General features: G+C 62.6%; 22 protein-coding genes. 19 read left to right on the forward strand and 3 right to left on the reverse strand.

Annotation, left to right across the window (positions count from 1 at the left end; translation table 11 throughout):
* The 11 genes from rsmH to BW967_RS00185 all read left to right on the forward strand — a co-directional run bounded on the left by rsmH (position 1) and on the right by BW967_RS00185 (position 10,939).
* Entirely contained in the window at positions 1–1,017 is a 1,017-nt protein-coding gene (gene rsmH, locus BW967_RS00135) for a 16S rRNA (cytosine(1402)-N(4))-methyltransferase RsmH (RefSeq protein ID WP_076483018.1), read from the forward strand.
* Positions 1,014–1,385 (forward strand): cell division protein FtsL, encoded by a 372-nt coding sequence (ftsL, locus tag BW967_RS00140; RefSeq protein ID WP_076483019.1) that lies wholly within the window; start codon positions 1,014–1,016, stop codon positions 1,383–1,385. Before rsmH ends, ftsL begins: the two co-directional genes overlap by 4 nt.
* A complete protein-coding gene (locus BW967_RS00145; protein WP_076483020.1) occupies positions 1,382–3,178 on the forward strand; it encodes a peptidoglycan D,D-transpeptidase FtsI family protein in 1,797 nt (598 codons plus the stop codon). Before ftsL ends, BW967_RS00145 begins: the two co-directional genes overlap by 4 nt.
* A 127-nt stretch (positions 3,179–3,305) precedes the next feature.
* Positions 3,306–4,790, forward strand: a complete 1,485-nt coding sequence (locus tag BW967_RS00150; protein WP_076483021.1) for a UDP-N-acetylmuramoyl-L-alanyl-D-glutamate--2,6-diaminopimelate ligase — start codon at positions 3,306–3,308, stop codon at positions 4,788–4,790.
* A 1-nt stretch (position 4,791) separates the two neighbouring features.
* The gene (locus tag BW967_RS00155; protein WP_076483022.1) at positions 4,792–6,243 is read left to right on the forward strand and encodes a UDP-N-acetylmuramoyl-tripeptide--D-alanyl-D-alanine ligase; all 1,452 of its coding nucleotides are present in this window, start codon (positions 4,792–4,794) and stop codon (positions 6,241–6,243) included.
* Entirely contained in the window at positions 6,243–7,325 is a 1,083-nt protein-coding gene (mraY, locus tag BW967_RS00160; protein WP_076483023.1) for a phospho-N-acetylmuramoyl-pentapeptide-transferase, read from the forward strand. The genes BW967_RS00155 and mraY overlap by 1 nt, the downstream gene beginning before the upstream one ends.
* 27 nt (positions 7,326–7,352) lie before the next feature.
* Entirely contained in the window at positions 7,353–7,709 is a 357-nt protein-coding gene (locus tag BW967_RS00165; RefSeq protein ID WP_076483024.1) for a hypothetical protein, read from the forward strand.
* A gap of 177 nt (positions 7,710–7,886) precedes the next feature.
* Positions 7,887–9,287, forward strand: coding sequence for a UDP-N-acetylmuramoyl-L-alanine--D-glutamate ligase (murD, locus tag BW967_RS00170; RefSeq protein ID WP_076483025.1), 1,401 nt, complete (start codon positions 7,887–7,889; stop codon positions 9,285–9,287).
* Positions 9,288–9,307: 20 nt separating this feature from the next.
* Positions 9,308–9,766 (forward strand): GFA family protein, encoded by a 459-nt coding sequence (locus BW967_RS00175; RefSeq protein ID WP_076483026.1) that lies wholly within the window; start codon positions 9,308–9,310, stop codon positions 9,764–9,766.
* A gap of 102 nt (positions 9,767–9,868) precedes the next feature.
* Complete coding sequence (locus BW967_RS00180; protein ID WP_139327773.1) at positions 9,869–10,348, forward strand: hypothetical protein; 480 nt, start codon at positions 9,869–9,871, stop codon at positions 10,346–10,348.
* A gap of 111 nt (positions 10,349–10,459) precedes the next feature.
* Positions 10,460–10,939 carry a hypothetical protein gene (locus BW967_RS00185; RefSeq protein WP_076483028.1) on the forward strand — a complete coding sequence of 160 codons (480 nt, stop codon included), beginning with the start codon at positions 10,460–10,462 and terminating at the stop codon, positions 10,937–10,939.
* Positions 10,940–10,945: 6 nt separating this feature from the next.
* On the opposite strand, the gene chrA is transcribed toward BW967_RS00185, so the two are convergent.
* Positions 10,946–12,061, reverse strand: a complete 1,116-nt coding sequence (gene chrA / locus BW967_RS00190) for a chromate efflux transporter (RefSeq protein ID WP_245826394.1) — start codon at positions 12,059–12,061, stop codon at positions 10,946–10,948.
* Entirely contained in the window at positions 12,055–12,984 is a 930-nt protein-coding gene (locus BW967_RS00195; RefSeq protein ID WP_076483030.1) for an L-lactate dehydrogenase, read from the reverse strand. Before BW967_RS00195 ends, chrA begins: the two co-directional genes overlap by 7 nt.
* A 238-nt stretch (positions 12,985–13,222) precedes the next feature.
* On the opposite strand from BW967_RS00195, the gene BW967_RS00200 reads away from it, so the two are divergent.
* The 4 genes from BW967_RS00200 to BW967_RS00215 are packed head-to-tail and all read left to right on the forward strand — an operon-like array spanning position 13,223 to position 17,175.
* On the forward strand, positions 13,223–14,392 hold the full coding sequence (locus tag BW967_RS00200; RefSeq protein WP_076483031.1) for a peptidoglycan glycosyltransferase FtsW: 1,170 nt from the start codon (positions 13,223–13,225) through the stop codon (positions 14,390–14,392).
* Between the two features lie 10 nt (positions 14,393–14,402).
* Positions 14,403–15,512, forward strand: coding sequence for a UDP-N-acetylglucosamine--N-acetylmuramyl-(pentapeptide) pyrophosphoryl-undecaprenol N-acetylglucosamine transferase (locus BW967_RS00205; RefSeq protein WP_076483032.1), 1,110 nt, complete (start codon positions 14,403–14,405; stop codon positions 15,510–15,512).
* Positions 15,509–16,921: a UDP-N-acetylmuramate--L-alanine ligase gene (murC, locus tag BW967_RS00210; RefSeq protein WP_076483033.1), complete on the forward strand. Its 1,413-nt coding sequence runs from the start codon at positions 15,509–15,511 to the stop codon at positions 16,919–16,921. Before BW967_RS00205 ends, murC begins: the two co-directional genes overlap by 4 nt.
* Positions 16,922–16,932: 11 nt before the next feature.
* On the forward strand, positions 16,933–17,175 hold the full coding sequence (locus BW967_RS00215; protein WP_076483034.1) for a DUF2484 family protein: 243 nt from the start codon (positions 16,933–16,935) through the stop codon (positions 17,173–17,175).
* Positions 17,176–17,183: 8 nt separating this feature from the next.
* On the opposite strand, the gene BW967_RS00220 is transcribed toward BW967_RS00215, so the two are convergent.
* Entirely contained in the window at positions 17,184–17,483 is a 300-nt protein-coding gene (locus BW967_RS00220) for a hypothetical protein (RefSeq protein ID WP_076483035.1), read from the reverse strand.
* A gap of 241 nt (positions 17,484–17,724) precedes the next feature.
* Here BW967_RS00220 and murB point away from each other — a divergent pair, with 241 nt between their 5' ends.
* From murB to ftsA, 4 genes are all read left to right on the forward strand, one after another.
* A complete protein-coding gene (murB, locus tag BW967_RS00225; protein ID WP_076483036.1) occupies positions 17,725–18,645 on the forward strand; it encodes a UDP-N-acetylmuramate dehydrogenase in 921 nt (306 codons plus the stop codon).
* Between the two features lie 149 nt (positions 18,646–18,794).
* Positions 18,795–19,673, forward strand: coding sequence for a D-alanine--D-alanine ligase (locus BW967_RS00230; protein WP_245826396.1), 879 nt, complete (start codon positions 18,795–18,797; stop codon positions 19,671–19,673).
* Positions 19,661–20,620, forward strand: coding sequence for a cell division protein FtsQ/DivIB (locus tag BW967_RS00235; RefSeq protein ID WP_083951820.1), 960 nt, complete (start codon positions 19,661–19,663; stop codon positions 20,618–20,620). The genes BW967_RS00230 and BW967_RS00235 overlap by 13 nt, the downstream gene beginning before the upstream one ends.
* Positions 20,613–21,941 carry a cell division protein FtsA gene (ftsA, locus tag BW967_RS00240; RefSeq protein WP_076483038.1) on the forward strand — a complete coding sequence of 443 codons (1,329 nt, stop codon included), beginning with the start codon at positions 20,613–20,615 and terminating at the stop codon, positions 21,939–21,941. The genes BW967_RS00235 and ftsA overlap by 8 nt, the downstream gene beginning before the upstream one ends.
* Positions 21,942–22,016: the final 75 nt, after the last annotated feature.

Consider the following 22,016-nt stretch of genomic DNA (forward strand, 5'->3'; position numbering starts at 1 on the left):
ATGGAACCCGAAGCCGCCCCCCATATTCCCGTTTTGCTGCGACCGCTCCTTGAGGCGGTCGCGCCTGTCTTTGGCACTTGGGTCGATGGCACCTTTGGTGCGGGCGGCTACACGCGCGGGCTTTTGGCCGCTGGCGCAGGCCGGGTGATTGGCATCGATCGCGACCCGATGGTGTTTGAGATGGCCGCAAGCTGGCGCGGCGACTATGGTGATCGCCTCACGCTCGTCGAAAGCACCTTTTCCGAGCTTGATAAAGTGGCCCGCGAGGACGCGCCCGAGGGCGTGGATGGTGTTGTGCTCGACCTTGGTGTGTCGTCGATGCAGCTTGACCAAGCCGAACGGGGCTTTTCCTTCCTGCGCGATGGCCCGCTGGATATGCGCATGTCGCAAGAGGGGCCGACGGCCGCCGATCTGGTCAACACCGCTGACGAGGGCGAATTGGCCGATATCCTTTATCACTATGGCGAAGAACGTGCCTCGCGCCGGATCGCGCGGGCGATTTGCGAGACGCGCAAAGCCGCGCCCTACGAAAGCACCAAACAACTGGTCGCCACGGTCGAGCGTTGCTTGCCACGCCCCAAACCCGGTCAAAGCCACCCGGCGACGCGCAGCTTTCAGGCGCTGCGCATCGCGGTGAATGATGAATTTGGCCAGTTGATCGAAGGGTTGGAGGCTGCAGAACGCGCACTGAAACCCGGTGGCAAGCTGGCGGTCGTCACCTTCCATTCGCTTGAAGATCGGGTTGTGAAGCGCTTCTTCCAAGCCCGCTCGGGCCGTGCGGGTACGGGCAACCGTTATGCCCCCGTCACCGAAGCCGAAGCGCCCGCCTTCACCCTGCTGACCCGCAAAGGCGTTGGCCCGGATGACCAAGAATTGGCCGAGAACCCGCGCGCGCGCTCGGCCATTTTGCGCGTCGGTGCGCGCACAGAAACCCCGGCAGGCACCGCCGATCGCGCCGCCCTTGGCCTGCCTGCTCCTGTTTTGATGGATGTGAAACATCGGGATCGCCGCAGATGAAGACCATCTCTTATCTCCTTGCTGCCCTTGTGGTTTTGAGCCTCGCTTTCTGGGCCTATCACGTCAATTACGCGACCAAGGACCGGTTGGCGGAGTTGCGCGGCATCCATAATGAGATTGCCGATCTGCAAGAGGGCTTGAGCGTTTTGAACGCGGAATGGGCCTATCTCAACCGCCCCGAGCGGCTGCGCGAATTGGTCAACCTGAACTTCACCGCGTTGGCGCTTTTGCCGATGGCGCCCGAGCAATTTGGCACCGCTGCGCAAGTCGCCTATCCGCAGCCGGCAGAGGAACTGCCCGCGCTGGCGGATCTTGATCTGTCGGAAACCTTTGATGTCGCCGCGCGCAGCACGGAGGGCCAGCCATGAGCCCGCGTATCCCGCTGCGCCCGCTGGCGCGTATTCTGGAAGCCCGCGCCAAGGGCGAAAACCCCGACCGGATTGAACGTGAAAACATCCGTCTGCGTGGCGAGGCCGGGCGCGAGGAAGCCCGCGCCAAGGTCGAATGGCGGATGTGGCTGGTGGTCGGCATTTTCGTGATTTGCTTCTCGGCGGTGGCGGTGCGGATGGGTACGATTGCTGCCGCCACGCCCGAGGAACCGCAGCGCGGCGAAAGCGCGCCGGTGATCTTGGCGCAGCGCGCCGATATTACCGACCGGGCCGGGCGGGTGCTGGCGACAAACCTTGTGACGCATGCGCTTTACGCCCAGCCGCCGATGATGGTGGACCCGGAAGGCACGGTCGAAAAGCTGGTGGAAATTTTCCCCGATCTGGATGCGAAACGTCTGCGCGCCGACTTCACTGGCACGCGTAAGTTTGTTTGGATCAAGAAGAAAATCTCGCCCGAGCAGATGCAGGCGGTGCATGATATTGGCGAGCCGGGGCTGTTGTTTGGCCCGCGCGAGATGCGGCTTTATCCTAATGGGCGGCTGGCGGCCCATGTGCTTGGCGGCGCGCGTTTCGGCAATGAAGGCGTCGCCTCGGCCGAGATCGTCGGCACCGCAGGTGTTGAAAAAGCCTTTGATGGTTGGTTGCGCGATCCAGAAAACAAAGGCGCGCCGCTAACGCTGTCGCTGGATCTGACCGTGCAGCAGGCGCTCGAAGAGATTCTGGCGGGTGGCATGCGGCTGATGAATGCCAAAGGCGCGGCGGCCGTGGTGATGGAAGCGCATACCGGCGAGATTGTCGCGCTTGCCAGCCTGCCCGATTTTGACCCCAACGACCGCCCCGCGCCGCTGGTGAAAGGCGACGCCTCGGATAGCCCGCTTTTTAACCGCGCGGTGCAGGGGGTGTATGAGCTTGGCTCCACCTTCAAAATCTTTGCCGCAGCGCAGGCGCTGGAACTGGGCCTCGTGAACCCCACAACGATGGTGGATTCGAAATCCCCGATGGTTTGGGGCAAGTTCAAAATCCGCGATTTCCACAATTATGGCCCGCAGCTTTCGGTCACCGATGTGATTGTTGAAAGCTCGAACGTCGGCACGGCGCGGATCGTTCAAATGATCGGGCCGGACCGGCAGCAGCAATTCCTTGAAAAGCTGGGCTTCATGCAAGCGACCCCGGTGGAATTGTCGGAAGCGGCGGTGGGCCGCCCGATTTTGCCGCCGAAATGGTCGGAGCTTTCCTCGATGACGGTGGGCTATGGCCACGGCATCGCCGCCTCACCCATGCATTTGGCGGCGGCTTATGCGACGATTGCGAATGGCGGGCGCCGGGTCACGCCGACACTGGTGCATTCGGACCAGCACGCCCCCGGCGAGCAGGTGATGCGCCCCGAAACCGCGCGCACCGCTGTTGCGATGATGCGCGCCGTTGTGACCCGTGGCACGGCCTCCTTTGGGGATGTCGACGGCTATGAGGTGGCGGGGAAAACCGGCACCGCCGATAAGGTGCGCCCCACGGGCGGCTATTATGATGATAAGGTGATCGCCACCTTTGCCTCGGTCTTCCCGGCCTCGAACCCGAAATATGTGCTGGTGTTGACGCTTGATGAGCCCTCGTCCTTTGCCGCCAACGCCAACCGCCGCACAGCGGGCTGGACCGCAGTGCCGGTTGCCGCCGAGGTGATCCGCCGGATTGCACCGATCTTGGGCTTGCGGCCAAACGACAACACGCCCGAAGTTCTTGAGGGCATCCAGCTTGTGAAAGCCTCGGCCCACTGATCGGGCTCGTCTGCGGGCATTGCGCGCTTTCGTGAACCGGTTTGGGCTGCAGTTACGGGGAGGGGCGCGTTGACGCATGCGCCCCCTTCCCGATAAATGGCACAAACGGGAAAGAAGGACACCAGATATGCCCCTCACAGCGAAGCCATTGAGCGCATTGGGGCTGACGGCCCGCTCGGGCGAGGATGTCTCGGTTTCGGGCGTTTCGGTCGACAGCCGCCTTGTGAAACCCGGTTATCTTTTCGCCGCGCTGCCCGGCACCAAAGCGCATGGCGCGACCTTTTTGGAAGGGGTGATTGAACGCGGCGCGGTGGCGGTGCTGACCGACCGCGCGGGCGAAGAAATTGCTAAGCCGCTTTTGGCTGGGGCTCCCGTGGCGCTTGTGGTGGTGGAAGATGCGCGGCTCGCGCTTGCCTGTGCGGCGGCGCTCTTCTTTGGCGCGCAGCCCGCAACGATGGTGGCGGTCACCGGCACCAATGGCAAAACCTCTGTCGCAAGCTTCACCCGGATGATCTGGCAGGCCTTGGGGCTTGAGGCGGCGAATATCGGCACCACCGGCGTGGAGGGGGCCTTTACCGCGCCCTCAAGCCACACCACGCCCGAACCCGTCACCCTGCATCGGCTCTTGGCGGATATGGCGGCGGCGGGCGTGACTCATGCGGCGATGGAGGCAAGTTCGCACGGGCTGGCGCAGCGCCGCCTAGATGGGGTGATGCTGCGTGCGGCGGCGTTCACAAACTTCACCCAAGACCACCTCGATTATCACGAAACCTTTGAGGAATATTTCGAGGCGAAGGCGGGGCTGTTCAGCCGCGTCTTGCCCGATGATGGCACGGCGGTCGTCAATATTGATGACCCGAAAGGGGCCGAGATCGCGCGCGAGGCGGTAGAGCGTGGGCAAAAGGTGCTGCGGGTGGGCCGCGCCGATGCGTGCGAGATCCAGATTCAAGCGCAGCGCTTTGATGCCTCGGGCCAAGATGTGCGGTTCCTTTATATGGGCGGGCCGCAACTCGTGCGTCTGCCACTGATTGGCGGCTTTCAGGCGATGAATGTGCTCACCGCTGCCGCACTGGTGATTGCCTGTGGGGCGGAACCCGCCGAGGTGTTTGAAGCCCTGCCGAAGCTTTCGACCGTGCGGGGCCGGATGCAGCTGGCGGCTACCCGCGCCAATGGGGCGACGGTCTTTGTCGATTACGCCCATACGCCCGATGCGGTGGAAACCGCGCTCAAGGCGCTGCGCCCGCATGTGATTGGCCGCTTGGTGGCGATTGTGGGGGCTGGTGGCGATCGGGATCGCACCAAGCGCCCGCTGATGGGGGCGGCAGCGGCAGCCTATGCCGATATGGTCATTGTGACCGATGACAACCCCCGCACCGAAGATCCGGCCAGCATTCGCGCGGCGGTGATGGAGGGCGCGGGGGCAGAGGCGCTTGAAGTGGGCGACCGGGCCGAGGCGATCTTGCGCGGCGTCGATGCGCTTGGGCCGGGCGACGCGCTTTTGATCATGGGCAAGGGGCATGAGCGGGGGCAGGTGATCGGCACCGATGTCTTCCCCTTTGACGATGTAGAGCAGGCCTCGATTGCCGTGGCTGCGCTCGATGGGGTGATCTGACATGGCAGTTTTATGGACATCGCAGGACGCGGCCACCGCCACCGGAGGTCGCGCGACGCGGGCGTTTATGGCGACGGGGATTTCGATTGATACCCGCTCGATCCGGCCCGGTGATTTGTTTGTGGCGCTTAAAGATGTGCGCGATGGGCATGATTTTGTGGCCGATGCGCTGAAAAAGGGGGCCTGTGCCGCGCTGGTCAGCCGCGTGCCCGAGGGCTGCACGGAGGCCGATCCGCTGCTCATTGTGCCCGAGGTGCTGGGCGCGCTTGAAGACCTTGGCCGGGTTGGCCGCGCGCGGGCGCGGGCACAGGTGATTGCGGTCACGGGCTCGGTTGGCAAAACCTCCACCAAAGAGATGCTGCGCGCGGTGCTTTCGGCCCAAGGCAGCGTTCATGCGGCGGAAGCGAGCTTCAACAATCATTGGGGGGTGCCGATCACGCTGGCCCGGATGCCGCAAGATGCCGATTTCGCCGTGATCGAGATCGGGATGAACCATCCCGGCGAGATTTCGCCACTTGTTGCCATGGCGCGACCCCATGCCGCAATGATCACAACCGTGGCCGCAGCGCATCTTGAAGCCTTCGAAAATCTCGAAGGGATCGCACGCGAAAAGGCTTGTGTGTTTGGGGGGCTGGAGCCCGGCGGCACCGCCGTTCTGCCGACCGGTTTGCCCGTGACGCCGATCTTGCTCGAAGCAGCCAATGCCCATGCTGCCAAGGTCGTGACCTTTGGGCCAGAGCCCGGATCAGACTACCTTTTGCGCGCCGCCACGATCATGGGCGATGCCACAATCGTGCAGGCCGAAACCGCAGGCGCGCCGCTGTTGTTCAAAGTGATGACGCCCGGAAAGCATTTTGCAAACAATGCTTTGGGGGTCTTGGCTGTGGCGGCGGCGGTGGGGGCGGACCCCGCTGTGGCAGCCCTTGATATTGGCCAGTGGGCTCCGCCTGCCGGGCGCGGCGCGCGCGAGCGGATTTGGCTGGATATCATCGACGAAGCGCAGAGCTTTGACCTCTTCGATGACGCGTTTAACGCCAACCCCGCCTCGATGGCGGCGGGGCTGGAGGTGCTGGCCGGTCAGACCCCGCGCGATGGGGTGGGCCGGGTGCATCGGGGCCGCCGCGTCGCGATTTTGGGAGAGATGCTAGAGCTTGGCCCCGAGGAGGGGCGTCTCCATGCCGCAATTGCCGAACATCCAGCAATGGCAGTAATCGACATAATACATGCGGCTGGGTCAAGAATGCGTGACATGTTCGAGTCTTTGCCGCGCGACCAAAGGGGGGAGTGGTTTGAATCCGCAAAGGATTTGGCCGCGCGTGCCCCTCACCTCGTAGATGCGGGAGATGTGGTTCTGGTGAAGGGCTCGAAAGGTTCGAAGGTCAGCCTCGTGGTTGACGCGCTGCGCAAACTCGGTCAACCGGGCGCGGCGGAAGCTTTCAAGGGAAAAGAGTAATGCTTTACTGGCTCGCCAATCTTTCGGATGGGGGGGACTTCTTCAACCTCTTCCGCTACATCACCTTCCGGGCCGGAGGGGCATTCTTCACCGCGCTGGTGTTTGGCTTCCTGTTCGGCCGCCCGCTGATTAATGCGTTGCGCCGTAAGCAGGGCAAGGGCCAGCCAATCCGCGACGATGGGCCAGAGGGCCACTTTGCCAAAGCAGGCACGCCGACGATGGGGGGCCTCCTGATCCTTTCGGCGCTCTTGGTCTCCACGCTTTTGTGGGCGCGGCTGGATGAAGCCTATGTCTGGATCGTGCTCGGCGTCACCTATGGCTATGCGGCCATTGGCTTTGCCGATGATTACGCCAAGGTCACGAAGCAAAACACCAAAGGCGTGAGCGGGCGCACCCGCATGGCCTTGGGGCTGGCGCTTGCCGCTGTGGCCTCGACCCTCGCCGCCCTCGTGCATCCTGATGATTTGGCTTGGCAATTGGCGCTGCCGGTCTTCAAAGACACGCTGATCAACCTTGGCTTCTTCTTCATTCCCTTCGGCATGTTTGTCATTGTGGGCGCCGCGAATGCGGTGAACCTGACCGATGGGTTGGATGGCCTTGCCATCATGCCGGTGATGATCGCGGCAGGCACTTTGGGCGCGATTGCCTACGTCGTGGGCCGCACCGACTTTACCCAATATCTGGGTGTGCATTTTGTGCCGGGCACGGGCGAGTTGTTTGTCTTTACCGCCGCGCTGATTGGCGGGGGCTTGGGCTTTCTTTGGTATAACGCACCGCCTGCGGCGGTGTTCATGGGTGACACTGGCTCGCTCGCGCTTGGCGGCGCTTTGGGCGCGATTGCCGTTTGCACCAAACACGAACTCGTTCTGGGCGTTGTCGGCGGGCTTTTCGTCGTCGAGGCGCTCAGCGTCATCATTCAGGTGGGCTACTTCAAGGCCACCGGAAAACGGGTGTTCCTGATGGCACCCATCCACCACCACTTCGAGAAGAAGGGCTGGGCCGAACCGCAAATCGTGATCCGCTTCTGGATCATCTCCCTCATCCTCGCGCTTATCGGTCTTGCCACGTTGAAGGTCAGGTAACCCTTTGAAAGGAAGGACGGACCCCGCATGATCAAGAACTTCACCGACCCGCTGAAAATCACGGCGCTGATGCTGCCGTTTCTTGTTCTCTTCGCCGATCTGTCGGGGATGAGCAATCTGACGCTGGGCTGGGGCCCGGTCATTGTGCTCACCATCGGCCTTTTGGCGCTTTGCCGTGTGCTTGACGTCATGGTGGGCGCCGATGACCGCAAAATGACGCCCGAGCGTGCGCGCATGGCGATCTGGGTCTTCCTTCTGGCGCTTGACCTTGTGGCGCTGATCTTTGCGATGATGCAGCCGGGCCTGACGCCCCTGGTGATCGGCTTGGCCGTTGTCTTCGGCTTTGTCGGCATCCTTGGCCCGGGCCTGAAAAAACGCGCCTGATCCGGTGCAAACCGACCTTCCGACCCCGCGCCCTGATCCGTCAGGGGCGGGGTTTTTCTTTGCCTGATCCATGTCTGTGCTAGGGCGGATGTATCGAAGGGCTTTCCCTTTTATCTTGGCTCAAATATCTCGGGGGCGGGGCCGGGCGCGGCCTAAATCCAACGGCGAGGGCATGAAATGATTCCGGTTCAGGGCTTTGAAGGCGCGAAGGTCGCGGTATTGGGGCTGGGCCGGTCTGGCCTTGCGGCGGCGGCGGCCCTTAAGGCGGGCGGCGCAGAGCCAGTTCTGTGGGATGACAGCCCCGAGGCGCGCGCCAAGGCCGAAGCGGCGGGGTTCACCTGTGCCGATCTTACTCGTCAAGGCGCGTTTGACGGGATTGCGTGCCTGATTACCTCGCCCGGTATTCCACATCTTTACCCGCGCCCCAATCCGGTGATTGCCGCCGCGATGGCGGCGGGTGTGCCGGTGGACAATGATATCGGCCTTTTCTTCCGCTCTTGGGCGACCGAGGCTTGGGATGATTTTGACATCGCCCCGCGCACGATTTGTGTGACGGGCTCAAACGGCAAATCCACCACCACGGCGCTGATCCACCATATTTTGCAGCACGCCGGGCGGCCCACGCAGATGGCGGGCAATATCGGGCGCGGGGTGCTTGATATCGACCCGGCGGTGGAGGGCGAGGTGGTGGTGCTGGAGTTGTCGAGCTACCAAACCGATCTGGCGCGCGCACTTACCCCCGATATCGCGGTTTTCACCAACCTCTCGCCCGATCATCTGGATCGGCACGCGGGCATGGGAGGCTATTTCGCGGCGAAGCGTCGGCTTTTTGCCGAAGGCGGGCCGGATCGCGCGGTGATCGGCGTGGATGAACCCGAGGGGGTGTATCTGGCCAATCAAATCGCGATGGGGCGGGAGGATGATCGCCTGATCCGCGTTTCTGCCGCGCGCAAGCTCGGGGATTATGGCTGGTCGGTTTTCGCGCGCAAAGGTTTCTTGGCGGAATGGCGCAAGGGGCGACAAGTGGCCTCGATTGATTTGCGCGCCATCACCGGGCTGCCCGGCGCGCACAACCACCAAAACGCCTGCGCGGCCTATGCGGCGGTGCGTAGCCTTGGGTTGGCGCCGAAGCTGATTGAGGAAGCCTTTCACAGTTTTGGCGGGCTGCCGCATCGCAGCCAAACCGTGGCTGAAAAGCGCGGCGTGCGGTTTGTGAATGACAGCAAAGCCACCAATGTCGATAGCGCCGCCAAAGCGCTGGAGGCATTCACGAATATCCGCTGGATCGTCGGCGGCATGGGCAAAGAGGGCGGCGTTGCGGCGCTTAAATCCAGCCTTGGCGCGGTGAAGAAAGCCTATTTCATCGGCCATTCGGCGCGCGATTTTGCGCTGGAACTTGCCCCCCTAGAACACGAAATTTGCGAAACGATGGAAGTGGCCGTGGCGCGCGCTTCGGCAGAGGCGGAGGCCGGCGATACAGTGCTTTTGGCCCCGGCGGCGGCAAGTTTCGACCAATACCCCAATTTTGAAAAACGGGGTGACCATTTCACCCAACTGGTGCAGGCTCTTCCCGATTAACATCTTTTGGGGAGGGGATGATGGAAGGAAGCTGCACCTGCGGCGCGTTGCGCTATCGGCTGTTGGATGCGCCAATGATCGTGCATTGCTGCCATTGCACATGGTGCCAACGCGAAACCGGATCAGCCTTTGCGGTCAATGCCATGATCGAGACCGATCAGTTGGACGTGACCGGCCCGGTCGATTACATCCTTACCCCCTCGGCCTCGGGCAAGGGGCAAGAGGTGGCGCGCTGCCCAAGCTGCCAAGTGGCGGTCTTTAGCCATTACGGCGGGGCAGGGCGCAAGATTGCCTTTGTGCGCGTGGGCACGCTGGCCGAGCCCGCCGCTTGCCCGCCCGATGCGCATATTTTCACCTCCACCAAGCAGCCTTGGGTGGTGCTGGGGGAGGGCACACCTGCTTATGAGGGCTATTACCGCAGCGCGGATCTGTGGTCCGATGCGGCGCTGGCGCGGCGCAAAGCGGTGCTTGGCAAGTAAACCTTTGGGCCAAGGGCTTTTTCGCCGCGGGCGCGGCGCTTGACAGTGCCTGCGCCGAGGCAAAGAAAATCTGTGTCATACCAAAGAAATGAGTCTATGGACATGAAACAGATTTTGGGGGCCGCTGCGGCGGCGCTAGCGCTGGGCACCTGTGGTGCCGGGGCTGCGAGTTTTGACGAATACCCGGCAGAGCCGTTCACGGCGAAGCCGCAGTATCCAGATTTTCAAGGTGCGCCAGAGATTTACTCGGTCTTTCACACGCGGCTGAACGATGCCGCCCATAGCGCGGCCAATTTTGGCGGGCGTTGGGTGGTTGAAGAGCTTGGCTGCGGTTCGGGCTGTGTGATGGCCTTTGTGATCGACCATAAAACCGGGGCGATTGTGGATGCGCCGATCAGTGGCGAAAACAATCTGAACGCGCGCTACTATTACCGCGCCGATAGCAATCTGCTCAAAACCACGTGGATCGAGGGCGATTTCATGACCGGCGTGTGCATGATTGGCGAATGGGTGCTGGATGATCGCGGCTTTCACCTGATTTCCGTGACGCGGCATGTGCCGCTGGAAGATTGCCAGCAATAAGCTGTGATTGGGCGGCCCGCGTTTGTCGCCCCTTCCTTTGCGCGCTTGACAGCTTTGCCCCCTGCTTCAGACTGGACGCAATCTCCCGTATTGATTGTTGAGGCAGAGCTTATGAAACACCCGCTTTTCACCGCGTTGATGCTCGGCGCGCTCATGGCCGCGCCGGCTTTGGCCGAAAGCTTCTCCAACTTCCCCGCCGCGCCCTATCAGGGCACGTCGAAGATGCCCGATTTCAATGGCGCGCAAAAAGACTATACGATGTTTCGCACGCGCCTTGGCAATGCCGCGCAGCGAGAGGCAGATTTTGCAGGCAGCTGGGTGGTGGAGCAATTTGGCTGCGGCACGGGCTGTTCGCTCGCCTTCGTGGTCGATCATAAAACCGGGCAAATTTTGGATCTGCCGGTAGGGGGCGAGAACAACCTCTACCTCCGCCTCTATCACCGCGCTGATAGCCGTTTGATGAAAACCACGTGGATCGACGGGTTTTGGGACAGTGGCAAATGCATGATCGGGGAATGGAGTCTTGAAAATGGTGCGTTCCAGCCCGTGGCGGTGACCGAACATTTCCCCTTGGAAGATTGTCAGAACTAGCGCCGCTTACAGCAAAACCGCGCCCAGTCCGGCCCCAAGGGCCACCAGCGCCACGGGCGGCAGCTTGGTCAAAAAGACGAGCAGCAATAAGAGTATAGAGATCGCGCCTGCGGGCAGGCTTTCGACCCCATGCGGGGCAAGCTGGCTGACCCAAGCGGCCCCAAGCAGCCCGACCACGGCGGCATTCACCCCCGCCACCGCGCCACGCAAACGCGCGAACCGACGCAGCCGCGCCCAAAGCGGCAGCGCAAGGGTCAAAAGTGCAAAGCCGGGGGCGAAAATAGCAAGGGTGGCGACCACCGCGCCCCAAAGCCCCGCCTGCGCCGCGCCAAGGTAAGTGGCAAAGGTGAAAAGCGGCCCCGGCATCGCCTGCGCAAGCCCGTATCCGGCGAAGAAGGTGGCGTCCCCCACCGCAGCACCCAAGCTTTCATGCAAAAGCGGCAAGACCACATGCCCACCGCCAAAGACCAAAGCCCCTGCCGCGAGATAGGGACGGGCGAGGGGGAGGAGGGCGAGCAACAGGCCAAAAGCGCCTAGACCGAGCCCAAGCACCAAGCTTTGCGGTGGGGCGGGCTCTGTTGCGCCGCCCGTCGTCGTGGCTTGGGAGAGGAGCGCCCCAGTCAGGGCGGCCCCCGCAATAACTGCCATCTGCACCGCAGTTTGGGGAAAGAGAACAAGCGCGATCAGCGCCAGCAAAGCCAAGATCCGGCGCTGGGTGTCGGGGCACAGGCTGCGCGCCATGCCCGCCACGGCCTGCGCCACAATCGCCAAAGCCACCAAGATCAGCCCGGCGAGTGCCCCGGCCAAAGGGCCGCGCTCGGGCAGATGCAGCGCCAAGCCACCTGCCAGCCCCATGATCAGCGCCGAGGGCAGGGTGAAGCCCGCAAATGCCGCCAAAGCGCCGGGCACCCCGCCGCGTGACAGCCCAATGAACAGGCCCAGTTGCGACGAGGCGGGGCCCGGCAAAAACTGCGCCAGCCCCAAACCCTCGGCAAAGCGCGCCTCAGAAAGCCAGCCGCGCCCGCTCACGAACGCGCGGTGAAAATAGCCAATATGTGCCGAGGGGCCGCCGAAACTCGTCAGCCCCAGCCGCGTAAAAGCGGTGAAAACCGCCCTTACCAAAGCCCTTTGGCGCTGTCTTTCACCAGTGCGGCGGAGCGGTGGAGCGCTTCCCATTCATCGGGGTCAAGCGAGGGGACAAGCGTGTTAATCACCCCCGCCGCGCCAACGACGCGCGGCAGGCTCACAGACACATCCTCCACCCCGGCAATTTGCGGTGTGCGAATCGACAGCGACAGCACCGCGCGCTGATCATCGCGAATGGCGAGCACCAACCGCGCTAGCCCCGCGCCGATGCCATACCACGTGGCCCCCTTGCCCTCGATAATCCGGTAAGCGGCGCGGCGCACGCCTTCGTCAATTTGCGCGCGCACGGTCTCGGTGATCTCCACGCCCAACTGCACCGCGATCCGGTCCAAGGGTTCCGCCCCAACGCGCGCGCTTGACCACGCCAGCACCTCACTATCGCCATGCTCGCCCAGCACGAAACCATGCACCGAATGCGCAGCAATGCCCAAATGCCCCGCCAAAAGCGCGCGGAACCGGGCCGAATCCAAAAGCGTGCCGGTGCCAATCACCCGTTCCGGCGGCAGGCCAGAGGCGCGTTGGGCGACCTCGGTCATAATATCGACGGGGTTGGAGGCCACGATCAAGATCGCGTCGGGCGCATATTGACGGACCTTGGAAATCACGTCGGAAAACACCTCGGCATTGCGCGACAAAAGGCTGAGCCGACTTTCACCGGGCTTTTGCGCCACGCCTGCGGCCAAGATCACAATCCCTGCGCCTTCCAAACAGTCATAATCACCCGAGCCAAGCTTGCAGCCCTGCGCAAAGGGCACCGCGTGATGGATGTCTTCTTGCTGGGCGCGTGCGAGCGCCATGTTGCGATCCACAAACACCACTTCGGAGGCCACGCCCCGCATCGCAATCGCAAAACCAGCCGCCGAGCCCACCATGCCCGCGCCGACGATGCCCACTTTCATTGCCCGACTCCTCTTGCCTGATGGCGCTAGCATGGCATCGCACCGGGCAAAGGAAAACCGCTTATGCAGGCGGAACGGGGCGGCGCGCGCGGTTTTCTTATTGTTCTTCATACCCTTTTGCGCGCGCCCTGCCTCGGGCCATCATGGGTGTTTTCCCTAGGCATCGCGGGCAACATGGTCTAAAGTTGGGTGAAGACCCGGACACCGGGCGAGCAGAGGCAGCAAGAGCAGTTCAGCCATGACAGAGATGGTTTTTGGCACCGTGCCCGTGCGGGCCACGGATGCGGTTTTGCCACGTTGGTGGCGCACGATCGACAAATGGGCCCTTGCGGCCGTGCTGGCGCTGTTTGGCGTTGGCATGCTTTTGGGGCTCGCGGCCTCGGTGCCGTTGGCCGAAAAGAACGGCCTGCCGCCGTTTTTCTATGTGAAAAAACAAGCGTTTTTCGGCGGGATCGGGCTTGTGACGATGCTTGGTTTGTCGCTTTTGAGCCCGCAACAAGTACGCCGGATCGGGGTGATTGGCTTCATTGGCGCCTTCATCACGCTGATGGCGCTGCCGGTGATTGGCACCGATTTTGGCAAAGGGGCGGTGCGCTGGATCTCGCTTGGCTTTGCCTCGCTGCAGCCCTCTGAATTTCTCAAGCCCGCTTTCGTGATTGTGGGCGCGTGGTTTATGGCCGCTGGCCAAGAGGTCGCGGGCCCGCCCGGTCGGCTTTATTCCTTCATTCTGACCGCAGTGATTGTTGTCACGCTGGCGCTGCAACCCGACTTTGGCCAAGCCTCGCTGATCCTGTTTTCGTGGATGGTGATGTATTTCGTTTCGGGGGCGCCGATCTTGCCTTTGGCGGCGGCGGCGGGGCTGAGCGCAGCGGGGGGTGTTTTTGCCTATAATATGTCCGAACACGTGGCGCGCCGGATCAATGGGTTCCTGAGCGCCGATATCGACCCGCGCACCCAGATTGGCTATGCGACCAACGCTATTCAAGAAGGCGGCTTCTTTGGCGTGGGGGTGGGCCAAGGCTCGGTGAAATGGTCACTGCCCGATGCGCATACGGATTTTATCATTGCTGTGGCGGCAGAAGAATATGGCCTGATCCTCGTGCTGTTGATCATCGCGCTTTATGCCACCGTGGTGCTGCGTTCGATCGGGCGGATGACGCTGGAGCGTGACCCGTTTGCGCGCATTGCGGGCACCGGGCTGGCCTGTGCCTTTGGCGTGCAAGCCTTCATCAATATGGGGGTCGCGGTGCGTCTTTTGCCCGCCAAGGGGATGACGCTGCCGTTTGTGAGCTATGGGGGCTCGTCTGTCATTGCCAGCGGCATCGCGCTTGGTTTCTTGCTTGCGCTGACCCGCACGCGCCCGAAAAACGAGATTGCCCGCATCCTTGGCAATCGCGCCAAGGGCTGAGGGGGCTGTGATGTCGAACAAAGCCGCCAAACCGCCCCTTTTGTTGATCGCCGCCGGGGGCACCGGTGGGCATATGTTTCCCGCGCAAGCGCTGGCCGAGGCGATGGTGCGCCGGGGCTGGCGGGTGAAGCTATCAACCGATGCGCGCGGTGCGCGTTATACGGGCGGCTTCCCGCATGTGGTGCAGGTGGATCAGGTGGCCTCTGCCACTTTCGCGCGGGGTGGGCCGCTTGCCAAATTGGCGGTGCCGTTTCGCATTGCGGGCGGCGTGGTTTCCGCGATTTGGCGCAATATGATGGACCGCCCTGCCGTGGTGGTGGGCTTTGGGGGCTACCCGACAATTCCGGCGCTGACCTCCGCCACGGTGCTCGGCATCCCGCGCGCGATCCATGAACAAAACGGCGTCATGGGCAAGGTGAACCGGGTCTTTGCCAAACGCGTGCAGGCTTTTGCTTGCGGCACTTGGCCGACCGATTTGCCCAAAGGCGTGCAAGGCATTCACACCGGCAACCCGGTGCGCGCAGCGGTGGCCGAGCGTGCCGCCGCGCCTTATATCCAGCCCGGCGATTACCCAATGTCGGTTTTGGTGATTGGCGGCAGCCAAGGCGCGCGGATCTTGTCGGATCTTGTCCCCGCTGCGATTGCGAGCCTGCCCGAGAGCATTCGCCACCTTCTGCGCGTGGCGCATCAGGCGCGGCCCGAAGATGGCGCCCGCGTGGCGCGCGCCTATGCCGAAGCGGGCATTGATGCCGAGGTGGAGCCGTTTTTCTCGGATGTGCCGCGCCGCTTGGCGGAATGTCAGCTGGTGATTTCGCGGGCCGGGGCGTCGTCTGTGGCCGATATTTCGGTGATCGGGCGGCCTGCGATCCTTATTCCTTACGCCGTTGCCGCGGGGGATCACCAAACCGCCAACGCGCGCGGGCTGGTCGAAGCGGGCGGGGCGATCCGTATGCCCGAAAGCGCCGCGAGCGTCGAAAGCTTGCGTGATCAGATCGCACTGGTGCTGGACAATCCCGAAGGGGCAGGGCAGATGGCGCGAGCGTCGCTGAGCTATGGCATCCCCGATGCCACCGCGCGCCTTGTTGCCCTTGTCGAACAGCTTGCAGGACCCGAGACATGAACGCCACCAAACTGCCCGGGGAACTTGGCCCCATCCATTTCGTCGGCATCGGCGGCATTGGCATGTCTGGCATTGCCGAAGTGCTGCTGACGCAGGGCTTTTCGGTGCAGGGTTCGGATGCGAAAGCCTCCAAAATTACCCAGCGGCTCGAGGAATTGGGCGCAGTGGTCTATGAGGGCCAGCGCGCCGAGAATATTGGCGAGGCGGCGGTTGTCGTGATCTCTTCGGCGATCAAACCGGGCAACCCGGAATTGGAAGAGGCGCGCAGACGCCAGCTTCCGGTGGTGCGCCGCGCGGAAATGCTGGCCGAACTGATGCGGCTCCGTTCCAACATTGCCGTTGCGGGCACGCATGGCAAAACCACCACCACGACGATGGTGGCCACGCTGCTCGATAAAGGCAATTTCGATCCGACCGTGATCAACGGCGGGATCATCCATGCCTATGGCTCTAACGCGCGTGCGGGCGCAGGCGAATGGATGGTGGTGGAGGCGGACGAGTCTGACGGCTCTTTCAACCGCTTGCCCGCGACCATTGCCATTGTGACCAATATCGACCCCGAGCATATGGAGCATTGGGGCACGATCGAGAACCTGCGCAAAGGCTTTTATGATTTTGTCTCGGGCATTCCGTTTTACGGGCTGGCGGTGTGCTGCACCGATCATCCCGAGGTGCAGGCGCTGGTTGGCAAGGTCAATGACCGCCGTGTGATGACCTTTGGCTTCAACGCCCAAGCCGATGTGCGCGCGGTCAACCTCAGCTTTGAAAAGGGCAATGCGCATTTCGACGTGTTGCTGCAATCCGAAGAAGACGGCGCGATGATCGAAGGGTGCACCCTGCCGATGCCGGGCGATCACAACGTCTCGAACGCTTTGGCCGCAATCGCTGTGGCGCGTCATCTGGGCATGAAGAAAGACGAAATCCGCGCAGCTTTGGCAGCCTTTGGCGGGGTGAACCGCCGCTTCACCAAAGTGGGCGAGGTTTTGGGCGGCGTCACGGTGATTGACGACTACGGCCACCACCCGGTGGAAATTGCCGCCGTGTTGAAAGCGGCGCGCCAAGCCGTTTCGGGCACGCCCGGCGCGCGGGTGATTGCCGCGCACCAGCCGCATCGCTATTCGCGGCTGTCTTCCCTTTTTGACGATTTCTGCACCTGTTTCAACGAAGCTGATGTGGTCGCGATTGCCGATGTCTATGCCGCTGGCGAAGATCCGATCCCGGGGGCGAGCCGCGATGATCTGGTCTCGGGCCTCATTCGCCACGGTCACCGCCACGCCCGCGCGCTTTTCAACGAAGAAGATCTCGCGCGGCTCGTGAAAGAACAGGCGCGTCCGGGTGATATTGTGGTTTGCCTTGGCGCGGGAACGATTTCGACTTGGGCACAGGCTCTGCCCGCAAAACTCGGATAGGAGGGGCAGCCATGACACTTTCGCTTGCCGTCGCCTGTCTTTGGGTGGTGGTGGCTTCGGTCATCGCGCTGGGGCCGCAACGCTATCATTGGCCCGCCGCTTGGGGGCTGATTGCTGTCGGCGTGCCGATTTTGGGCTGGGTCACTTGGACCAATGGCCCGATCTGGGGGCTTGTGGTGTTGGCCGGGGGCCTGAGCGTGTTGCGCTGGCCCGTGCGGCGGCTGTTTGCAAGCCTGAGCCGGGCCGAGCGCTAAGTCTTTCGTCAAGCAATGCTTTGTTGCGGTGCGGGCGGGTAAGCCACGCGCGCTTGCGGACGCACGGCACGGCGCGCGGCCTCGGGGTCCATGCTCGGGCTTTCGGGGCGCAGCGGCGTTTGCGCTTCGCGCAGCCAGCGCGCGAAGATCAAGCCAAAAGCCCCGCCGACGACAAAGCCAAAAGTGGCGGCAACGGCAAAAAGCATCCAGTCGTGATAGCCAGCCGTGAGGCCAAGGACGATCACCGCTCCGGTGGTGACGGCCATGGAGACGGAAACCACGGTCAGGCGCATAAGCGGAAGGCGCATGATATTCTCCTGTGTTGGGCGCATATTGAATGGCTGAAACGGTTGGCGCGCGCATTAAGTTGCACGCGATACGCAAATGTGAACCGGGGCAGGGGGGCGCTTTCCCCGGCTATTTCCGCAAGTCGCATGGGAAAATGGCCTGCCGTCGACTTGGTCCAAATATCTAAGGGAGGAATGGGGCAAAGGCCCAGAGCGGCAGCGCCCCCTTGCCCCATTGGCCGCGCCGCGCTAGGGCAGGCTTATGGACAGCCTTTCTTATACCCCGCGCGGCGTGCTGACGCCGCAACGCTCGCTTGCCGATCTGACGTGGTTGCGCGTGGGTGGGCCTGCGGATTGGTTCTTTCAACCCGCTGATGAAGATGACCTTGCCGCGTTTTTGAAGGCCCTGCCCGCAGATGTGGCGGTGTTCCCGATGGGGGTGGGGTCAAACCTGATCGTGCGCGATGGCGGCATTCGCGCAGTGGTGATCCGGCTGGGGCGCGGCTTCAACGGCATTGAAGTCGATGGCGAGACCGTTACCGCAGGCGCGGCGGCGCTCGATGCCCATGTGGCGCGCAAAGCCGCGCAGGCGGGGCGCGACCTTACCTTTTTGCGCACCATTCCGGGCAGCATTGGCGGCGCGGTGAAGATGAATGCGGGCTGTTATGGTTCCTATGTGGCCGATCACCTGATTTCGGTGCGCATTGTGACCCGTGCGGGCGAGGTGCAAACGCTGCCCGCCGAGGCGCTCAACTTGGCCTATCGGTCCTCGCAATTGCCCGAGGGCGCGGTGATTGTTTCTGCCACCTTCCGCGCTGCGGAGGGGGAACCGGGGGCGTTGGAGGCGCGGATGGTCGATCAAATCGCCAAACGCGACGCGAGCCAGCCCACCAAGGAACGTTCCGCGGGCTCGACCTTCCGCAATCCGTCGGGCGCGTCTTCTACGGGCCGGGCCGATGACACGCATGAGTTGAAGGCTTGGGCGGTGATCGACAAAGCCGGAATGCGTGGTGCGACTTTGGGCGGCGCGCAAATGAGCGAAAAGCACTCCAATTTCTTGATCAACGCGGGCGGGGCCTCGGCGCATGATCTTGAGCAATTGGGCGAAGAGGTTCGCAAAAAGGTTTTGCAGACGCAGGGAATTTCGTTAGAATGGGAAATCATGCGTATCGGCGAATATTGAGGCGCGACACGCAACTATAACAAGATGCATGGGGCAGCCCATGCGCAAACAAAAAGACCGGGATAGTCCCGGAACGCACGGGGACAACCCCGGCAGAGGCGAAAGTGGCGGGTATGTCGAGCAGGACAGCCCCCCTTGTGGCGGTACTAATGGGCGGACCCTCGGCTGAGCGCGAGGTGTCTTTGTCGTCCGGGCGCGAATGCGCCAAGGCGTTGCAAGCGGCGGGATACGACACAGTTGAGATTGATGCGGGGGTAGACCTCGCGGCGCGGTTGCAAGAGGCCGCGCCTGATGTCGTGTTCAATGCGCTGCATGGCCGCTTTGGCGAAGATGGCTGCGTGCAGGGTCTTTTGGAATGGTTGCGGCTGCCCTACACCCATTCGGGCGTGCTGGCTTCTGCTCTTGCGATGGACAAAATCCGCGCGAAAGAGGCGTATAAGGCGGCGGGCCTGCCGGTGATGGAGAGCCGCTTGGCCACCAAAGCGGAAGTGGCCGCCGCGCATGTGTTGCCCGTGCCTTATGTGGTGAAGCCGAATAACGAAGGTTCCTCGGTCGGGGTTTATCTGGTGATGGAGGGCGCGAATGCGCCGCCGGTGCTTGATGACGCCATGCCCGAAGTGGTGATGGTCGAGACCTATGCGCCGGGCCGCGAACTGACCTGCACCGTGCTAGGCGACCGCGCGCTTTGCGTCACTGAGATCATCACCACGGGTTGGTATGATTACGCCGCGAAATACACCGCAGGCGGGTCGCGCCATATCTGCCCGGCAGAGCTGCCCGATGATATTCGCGAAGCCTGCCGCGATTACGCTTTGCGCGCGCACAAGGCGCTTGGTTGCAAAGGCGTCAGCCGCACCGATTTTCGTTGGGATGAGACGCGCGGGCGCGACGGGCTGATTTTGCTTGAAACCAATACCCAGCCGGGGATGACGCCCACCTCACTCGTGCCCGAGCAGGCCGCCGCTGAGGGGATGGATTTCCCCGCGCTTTGCCGTTGGATTGTGGAGGATGCCTCATGCGACCGCTGAGCGCTGATCCGCGATACCCGCGTGCGCCCGCTGTTGGGCCGCGCAGCCATGTGCAAATGGCGGCGCCGCAAAAAAAGGCACCGAAAATGCGCCGTGCCGCGCCTTCGCGCCTCGCGTTCCGGCTGGAGCGGCTGTGGCTCACCCCGTTTGTGCGGCTAGTGACACGGATTGGCGTGCCGGTCTTTTGCGTCACGCTGGGGTTGGGGCTTTGGCTTGGGGATTCCGGGCGCCGCGCCGATCTTGTGGAGCGCTATGAGATCGTGAAGGCGCAAATCCAAAACCGCCCCGAGTTTCGGATTTCTGAACTGACCGTCGATGGCGCATCGGCTGAGGTGGAAGACGCCGTGCGTGCGCTTTTGCCGGTGGGTCTGCCCGCCTCGCGCTTTGCGATTGATCTGGATGCTTACCGCGCTGCGATCCGCCGTTTGGATGCGGTGGAAAATGTGGCGCTTATGGTGCAATCGGGCGGCGCGCTGGAGGTGCGGGTGACCGAGCGGGTGCCGGTGATTTTGTGGCGCACCGCGACGGGCATTGAGATGCTCGATACCACCGGGCATCGCACCGCTTCGCTGACACGCCGCGATGCGCGCCCCGATTTGCCGCTGATTGCGGGCTATGGCGCCGATAAAGCCGTGGCCGAGGCTTTGGCCATTTTGGCCGCTGCCAAACCGATTTTGCCGCGCGCGCGCGGCCTTGTGCGGGTGGGCGAGCGGCGCTGGGATTTGGTGCTTGATCGTGATCAGCGCATCCTGTTGCCCGAAGAAAATCCCGTGCGCGCCGTGCAACGCACGCTGGCGCTCGATTCCGTTGAAGACCTGCTGAGCCGCGATTTTACCCGGCTTGATTTACGTAATGAAACCCGCCCGACGATCCGGCTGAGCGAAGCGGCTTTGACCGCGCTCCATGAGATCAAGGGCCTCACCCCAGCAAAGGCCTCCCATGACTGAGTTTCACCGGACTCAACGCGCCATGCGGACGATGCGCACCGCTGCCATGAGCCGCGGCGTGATCGCGCTTTTGGATATTGGCACTTCGAAAGTGTCTTGCTTGGTGCTGCGCTTCGATCCGCCAGAGCCCGCCAATGACACGGTGATCCCGCTTTATCGGCAATCTGCGATGCGGGTTGTGGGGGCGAAAACTATCTGCTCGCAGGGCGTCCGCTTTGGCGAGATCGACGCGATGGTCGAGACCGAACGCGCCATTCGTACCGTCGTGCAGGCGGCGCAGAAAATGGCCAATACCCGCGTGGACCATGTGATTGCCTGTTTTGCCGGGGGCGATCCGCGCTCATATGGGCTGGCGGGCGAGGTCGAGGTGGCAGGCAGCCATGTCGATGAACAAGATGTGGCGCGTGTGCTTGCTGCCTGTGACCTGCCCGATATTGGGATGGGGCGCGAGGTGTTGCATGCGCATCCGGTCAATTTCGCGCTCGATCACCGCTCGGGTTTAGGTGATCCGCGTGGCCATGTGGGCGGCGTTCTCGCGACCGATATGCATATGCTGACGGTTGATGCGGCGGCGGTGCAGAACATCATCTACTGTATCCGGCGTTGTGACCTAGAACTGGCGGGGATCGCCTCTTCGGCCTATGTCGCCGGGCTTTCGGCTTTGGTTGAGGATGAGCAAGAGCTGGGCGCGGCCTGTATTGATATGGGCGGCGGTGCTACGGGCGTTTCGATCTTCCTCAAAAAGCATATGATTTTTGCCGATGCGGTGCGCATGGGCGGCGATACCGTCACGCGTGACATCGCGGCGGGGCTACAAGTGCCGATGGCGATGGCGGAGCGGATCAAGACCTTCCACGGCGGGGTTTATGCCACCGGCATGGATGACCGTGAGATGATCGAGCTTTCCGCCAATTCCGGCGATTGGGAAAAAGACCGTCGCACCGTGAGCCGCACCGAGTTGATTGGCATCATGCGTCCGCGGGTTGAGGAGATTTTGGAAGAGGTGCGGGCGCGGCTTGATGCGGCAGGCTTCGACTATCTGCCGAGCCAGCAGATCGTGCTGACGGGGGGTGCGAGCCAAATTCCGGGCCTGGACATGCTGGCAGCGAAGATTTTGGGGCAAAACGTGCGCCTGGGCCGCCCCATGCGGGTGCAAGGCATGCCCGAGGCGGCGCGGGGTCCCGGTTTCTCGGCGATGGTTGGGCTCGCGCTGTTTGCCGCTTGCCCGCAAGACGAGTGGTGGGATTTCGAGATTCCCGTGGAACGAATGGGCGGGCGTTCTTTCCGGCGCGCGGTGCGTTGGTTCCGCGATAATTGGTAAGACAACCACAAGGGGAAGGCGGATTCGATTCCCCCAGATGATGGCGTATGCGCGAAATACCGCCAAGAGCGGCAT

This window comes from Rhodobacter aestuarii (genome assembly GCF_900156655.1).
Lineage (GTDB): Bacteria > Pseudomonadota > Alphaproteobacteria > Rhodobacterales > Rhodobacteraceae > Rhodobacter > Rhodobacter aestuarii.

Coding starts and splice junctions, on each gene's coding strand:
- rsmH (WP_076483018.1), top strand. CDS start 1: ATGGAACCCGAAGCCGCCCCCCATATTCCCGTTTTGCTGCGACCGCTC.
- ftsL (WP_076483019.1), top strand. CDS start 1,014: ATGAAGACCATCTCTTATCTCCTTGCTGCCCTTGTGGTTTTGAGCCTC.
- BW967_RS00145 (WP_076483020.1), top strand. CDS start 1,382: ATGAGCCCGCGTATCCCGCTGCGCCCGCTGGCGCGTATTCTGGAAGCC.
- BW967_RS00150 (WP_076483021.1), top strand. CDS start 3,306: ATGCCCCTCACAGCGAAGCCATTGAGCGCATTGGGGCTGACGGCCCGC.
- BW967_RS00155 (WP_076483022.1), top strand. CDS start 4,792: ATGGCAGTTTTATGGACATCGCAGGACGCGGCCACCGCCACCGGAGGT.
- mraY (WP_076483023.1), top strand. CDS start 6,243: ATGCTTTACTGGCTCGCCAATCTTTCGGATGGGGGGGACTTCTTCAAC.
- BW967_RS00165 (WP_076483024.1), top strand. CDS start 7,353: ATGATCAAGAACTTCACCGACCCGCTGAAAATCACGGCGCTGATGCTG.
- murD (WP_076483025.1), top strand. CDS start 7,887: ATGATTCCGGTTCAGGGCTTTGAAGGCGCGAAGGTCGCGGTATTGGGG.
- BW967_RS00175 (WP_076483026.1), top strand. CDS start 9,308: ATGGAAGGAAGCTGCACCTGCGGCGCGTTGCGCTATCGGCTGTTGGAT.
- BW967_RS00180 (WP_139327773.1), top strand. CDS start 9,869: ATGAAACAGATTTTGGGGGCCGCTGCGGCGGCGCTAGCGCTGGGCACC.
- BW967_RS00185 (WP_076483028.1), top strand. CDS start 10,460: ATGAAACACCCGCTTTTCACCGCGTTGATGCTCGGCGCGCTCATGGCC.
- BW967_RS00195 (WP_076483030.1), bottom strand. CDS start 12,984: ATGAAAGTGGGCATCGTCGGCGCGGGCATGGTGGGCTCGGCGGCTGGT.
- BW967_RS00200 (WP_076483031.1), top strand. CDS start 13,223: ATGACAGAGATGGTTTTTGGCACCGTGCCCGTGCGGGCCACGGATGCG.
- BW967_RS00205 (WP_076483032.1), top strand. CDS start 14,403: ATGTCGAACAAAGCCGCCAAACCGCCCCTTTTGTTGATCGCCGCCGGG.
- murC (WP_076483033.1), top strand. CDS start 15,509: ATGAACGCCACCAAACTGCCCGGGGAACTTGGCCCCATCCATTTCGTC.
- BW967_RS00215 (WP_076483034.1), top strand. CDS start 16,933: ATGACACTTTCGCTTGCCGTCGCCTGTCTTTGGGTGGTGGTGGCTTCG.
- BW967_RS00220 (WP_076483035.1), bottom strand. CDS start 17,483: ATGCGCCTTCCGCTTATGCGCCTGACCGTGGTTTCCGTCTCCATGGCC.
- murB (WP_076483036.1), top strand. CDS start 17,725: ATGGACAGCCTTTCTTATACCCCGCGCGGCGTGCTGACGCCGCAACGC.
- BW967_RS00230 (WP_245826396.1), top strand. CDS start 18,795: ATGGGCGGACCCTCGGCTGAGCGCGAGGTGTCTTTGTCGTCCGGGCGC.
- BW967_RS00235 (WP_083951820.1), top strand. CDS start 19,661: ATGCGACCGCTGAGCGCTGATCCGCGATACCCGCGTGCGCCCGCTGTT.
- ftsA (WP_076483038.1), top strand. CDS start 20,613: ATGACTGAGTTTCACCGGACTCAACGCGCCATGCGGACGATGCGCACC.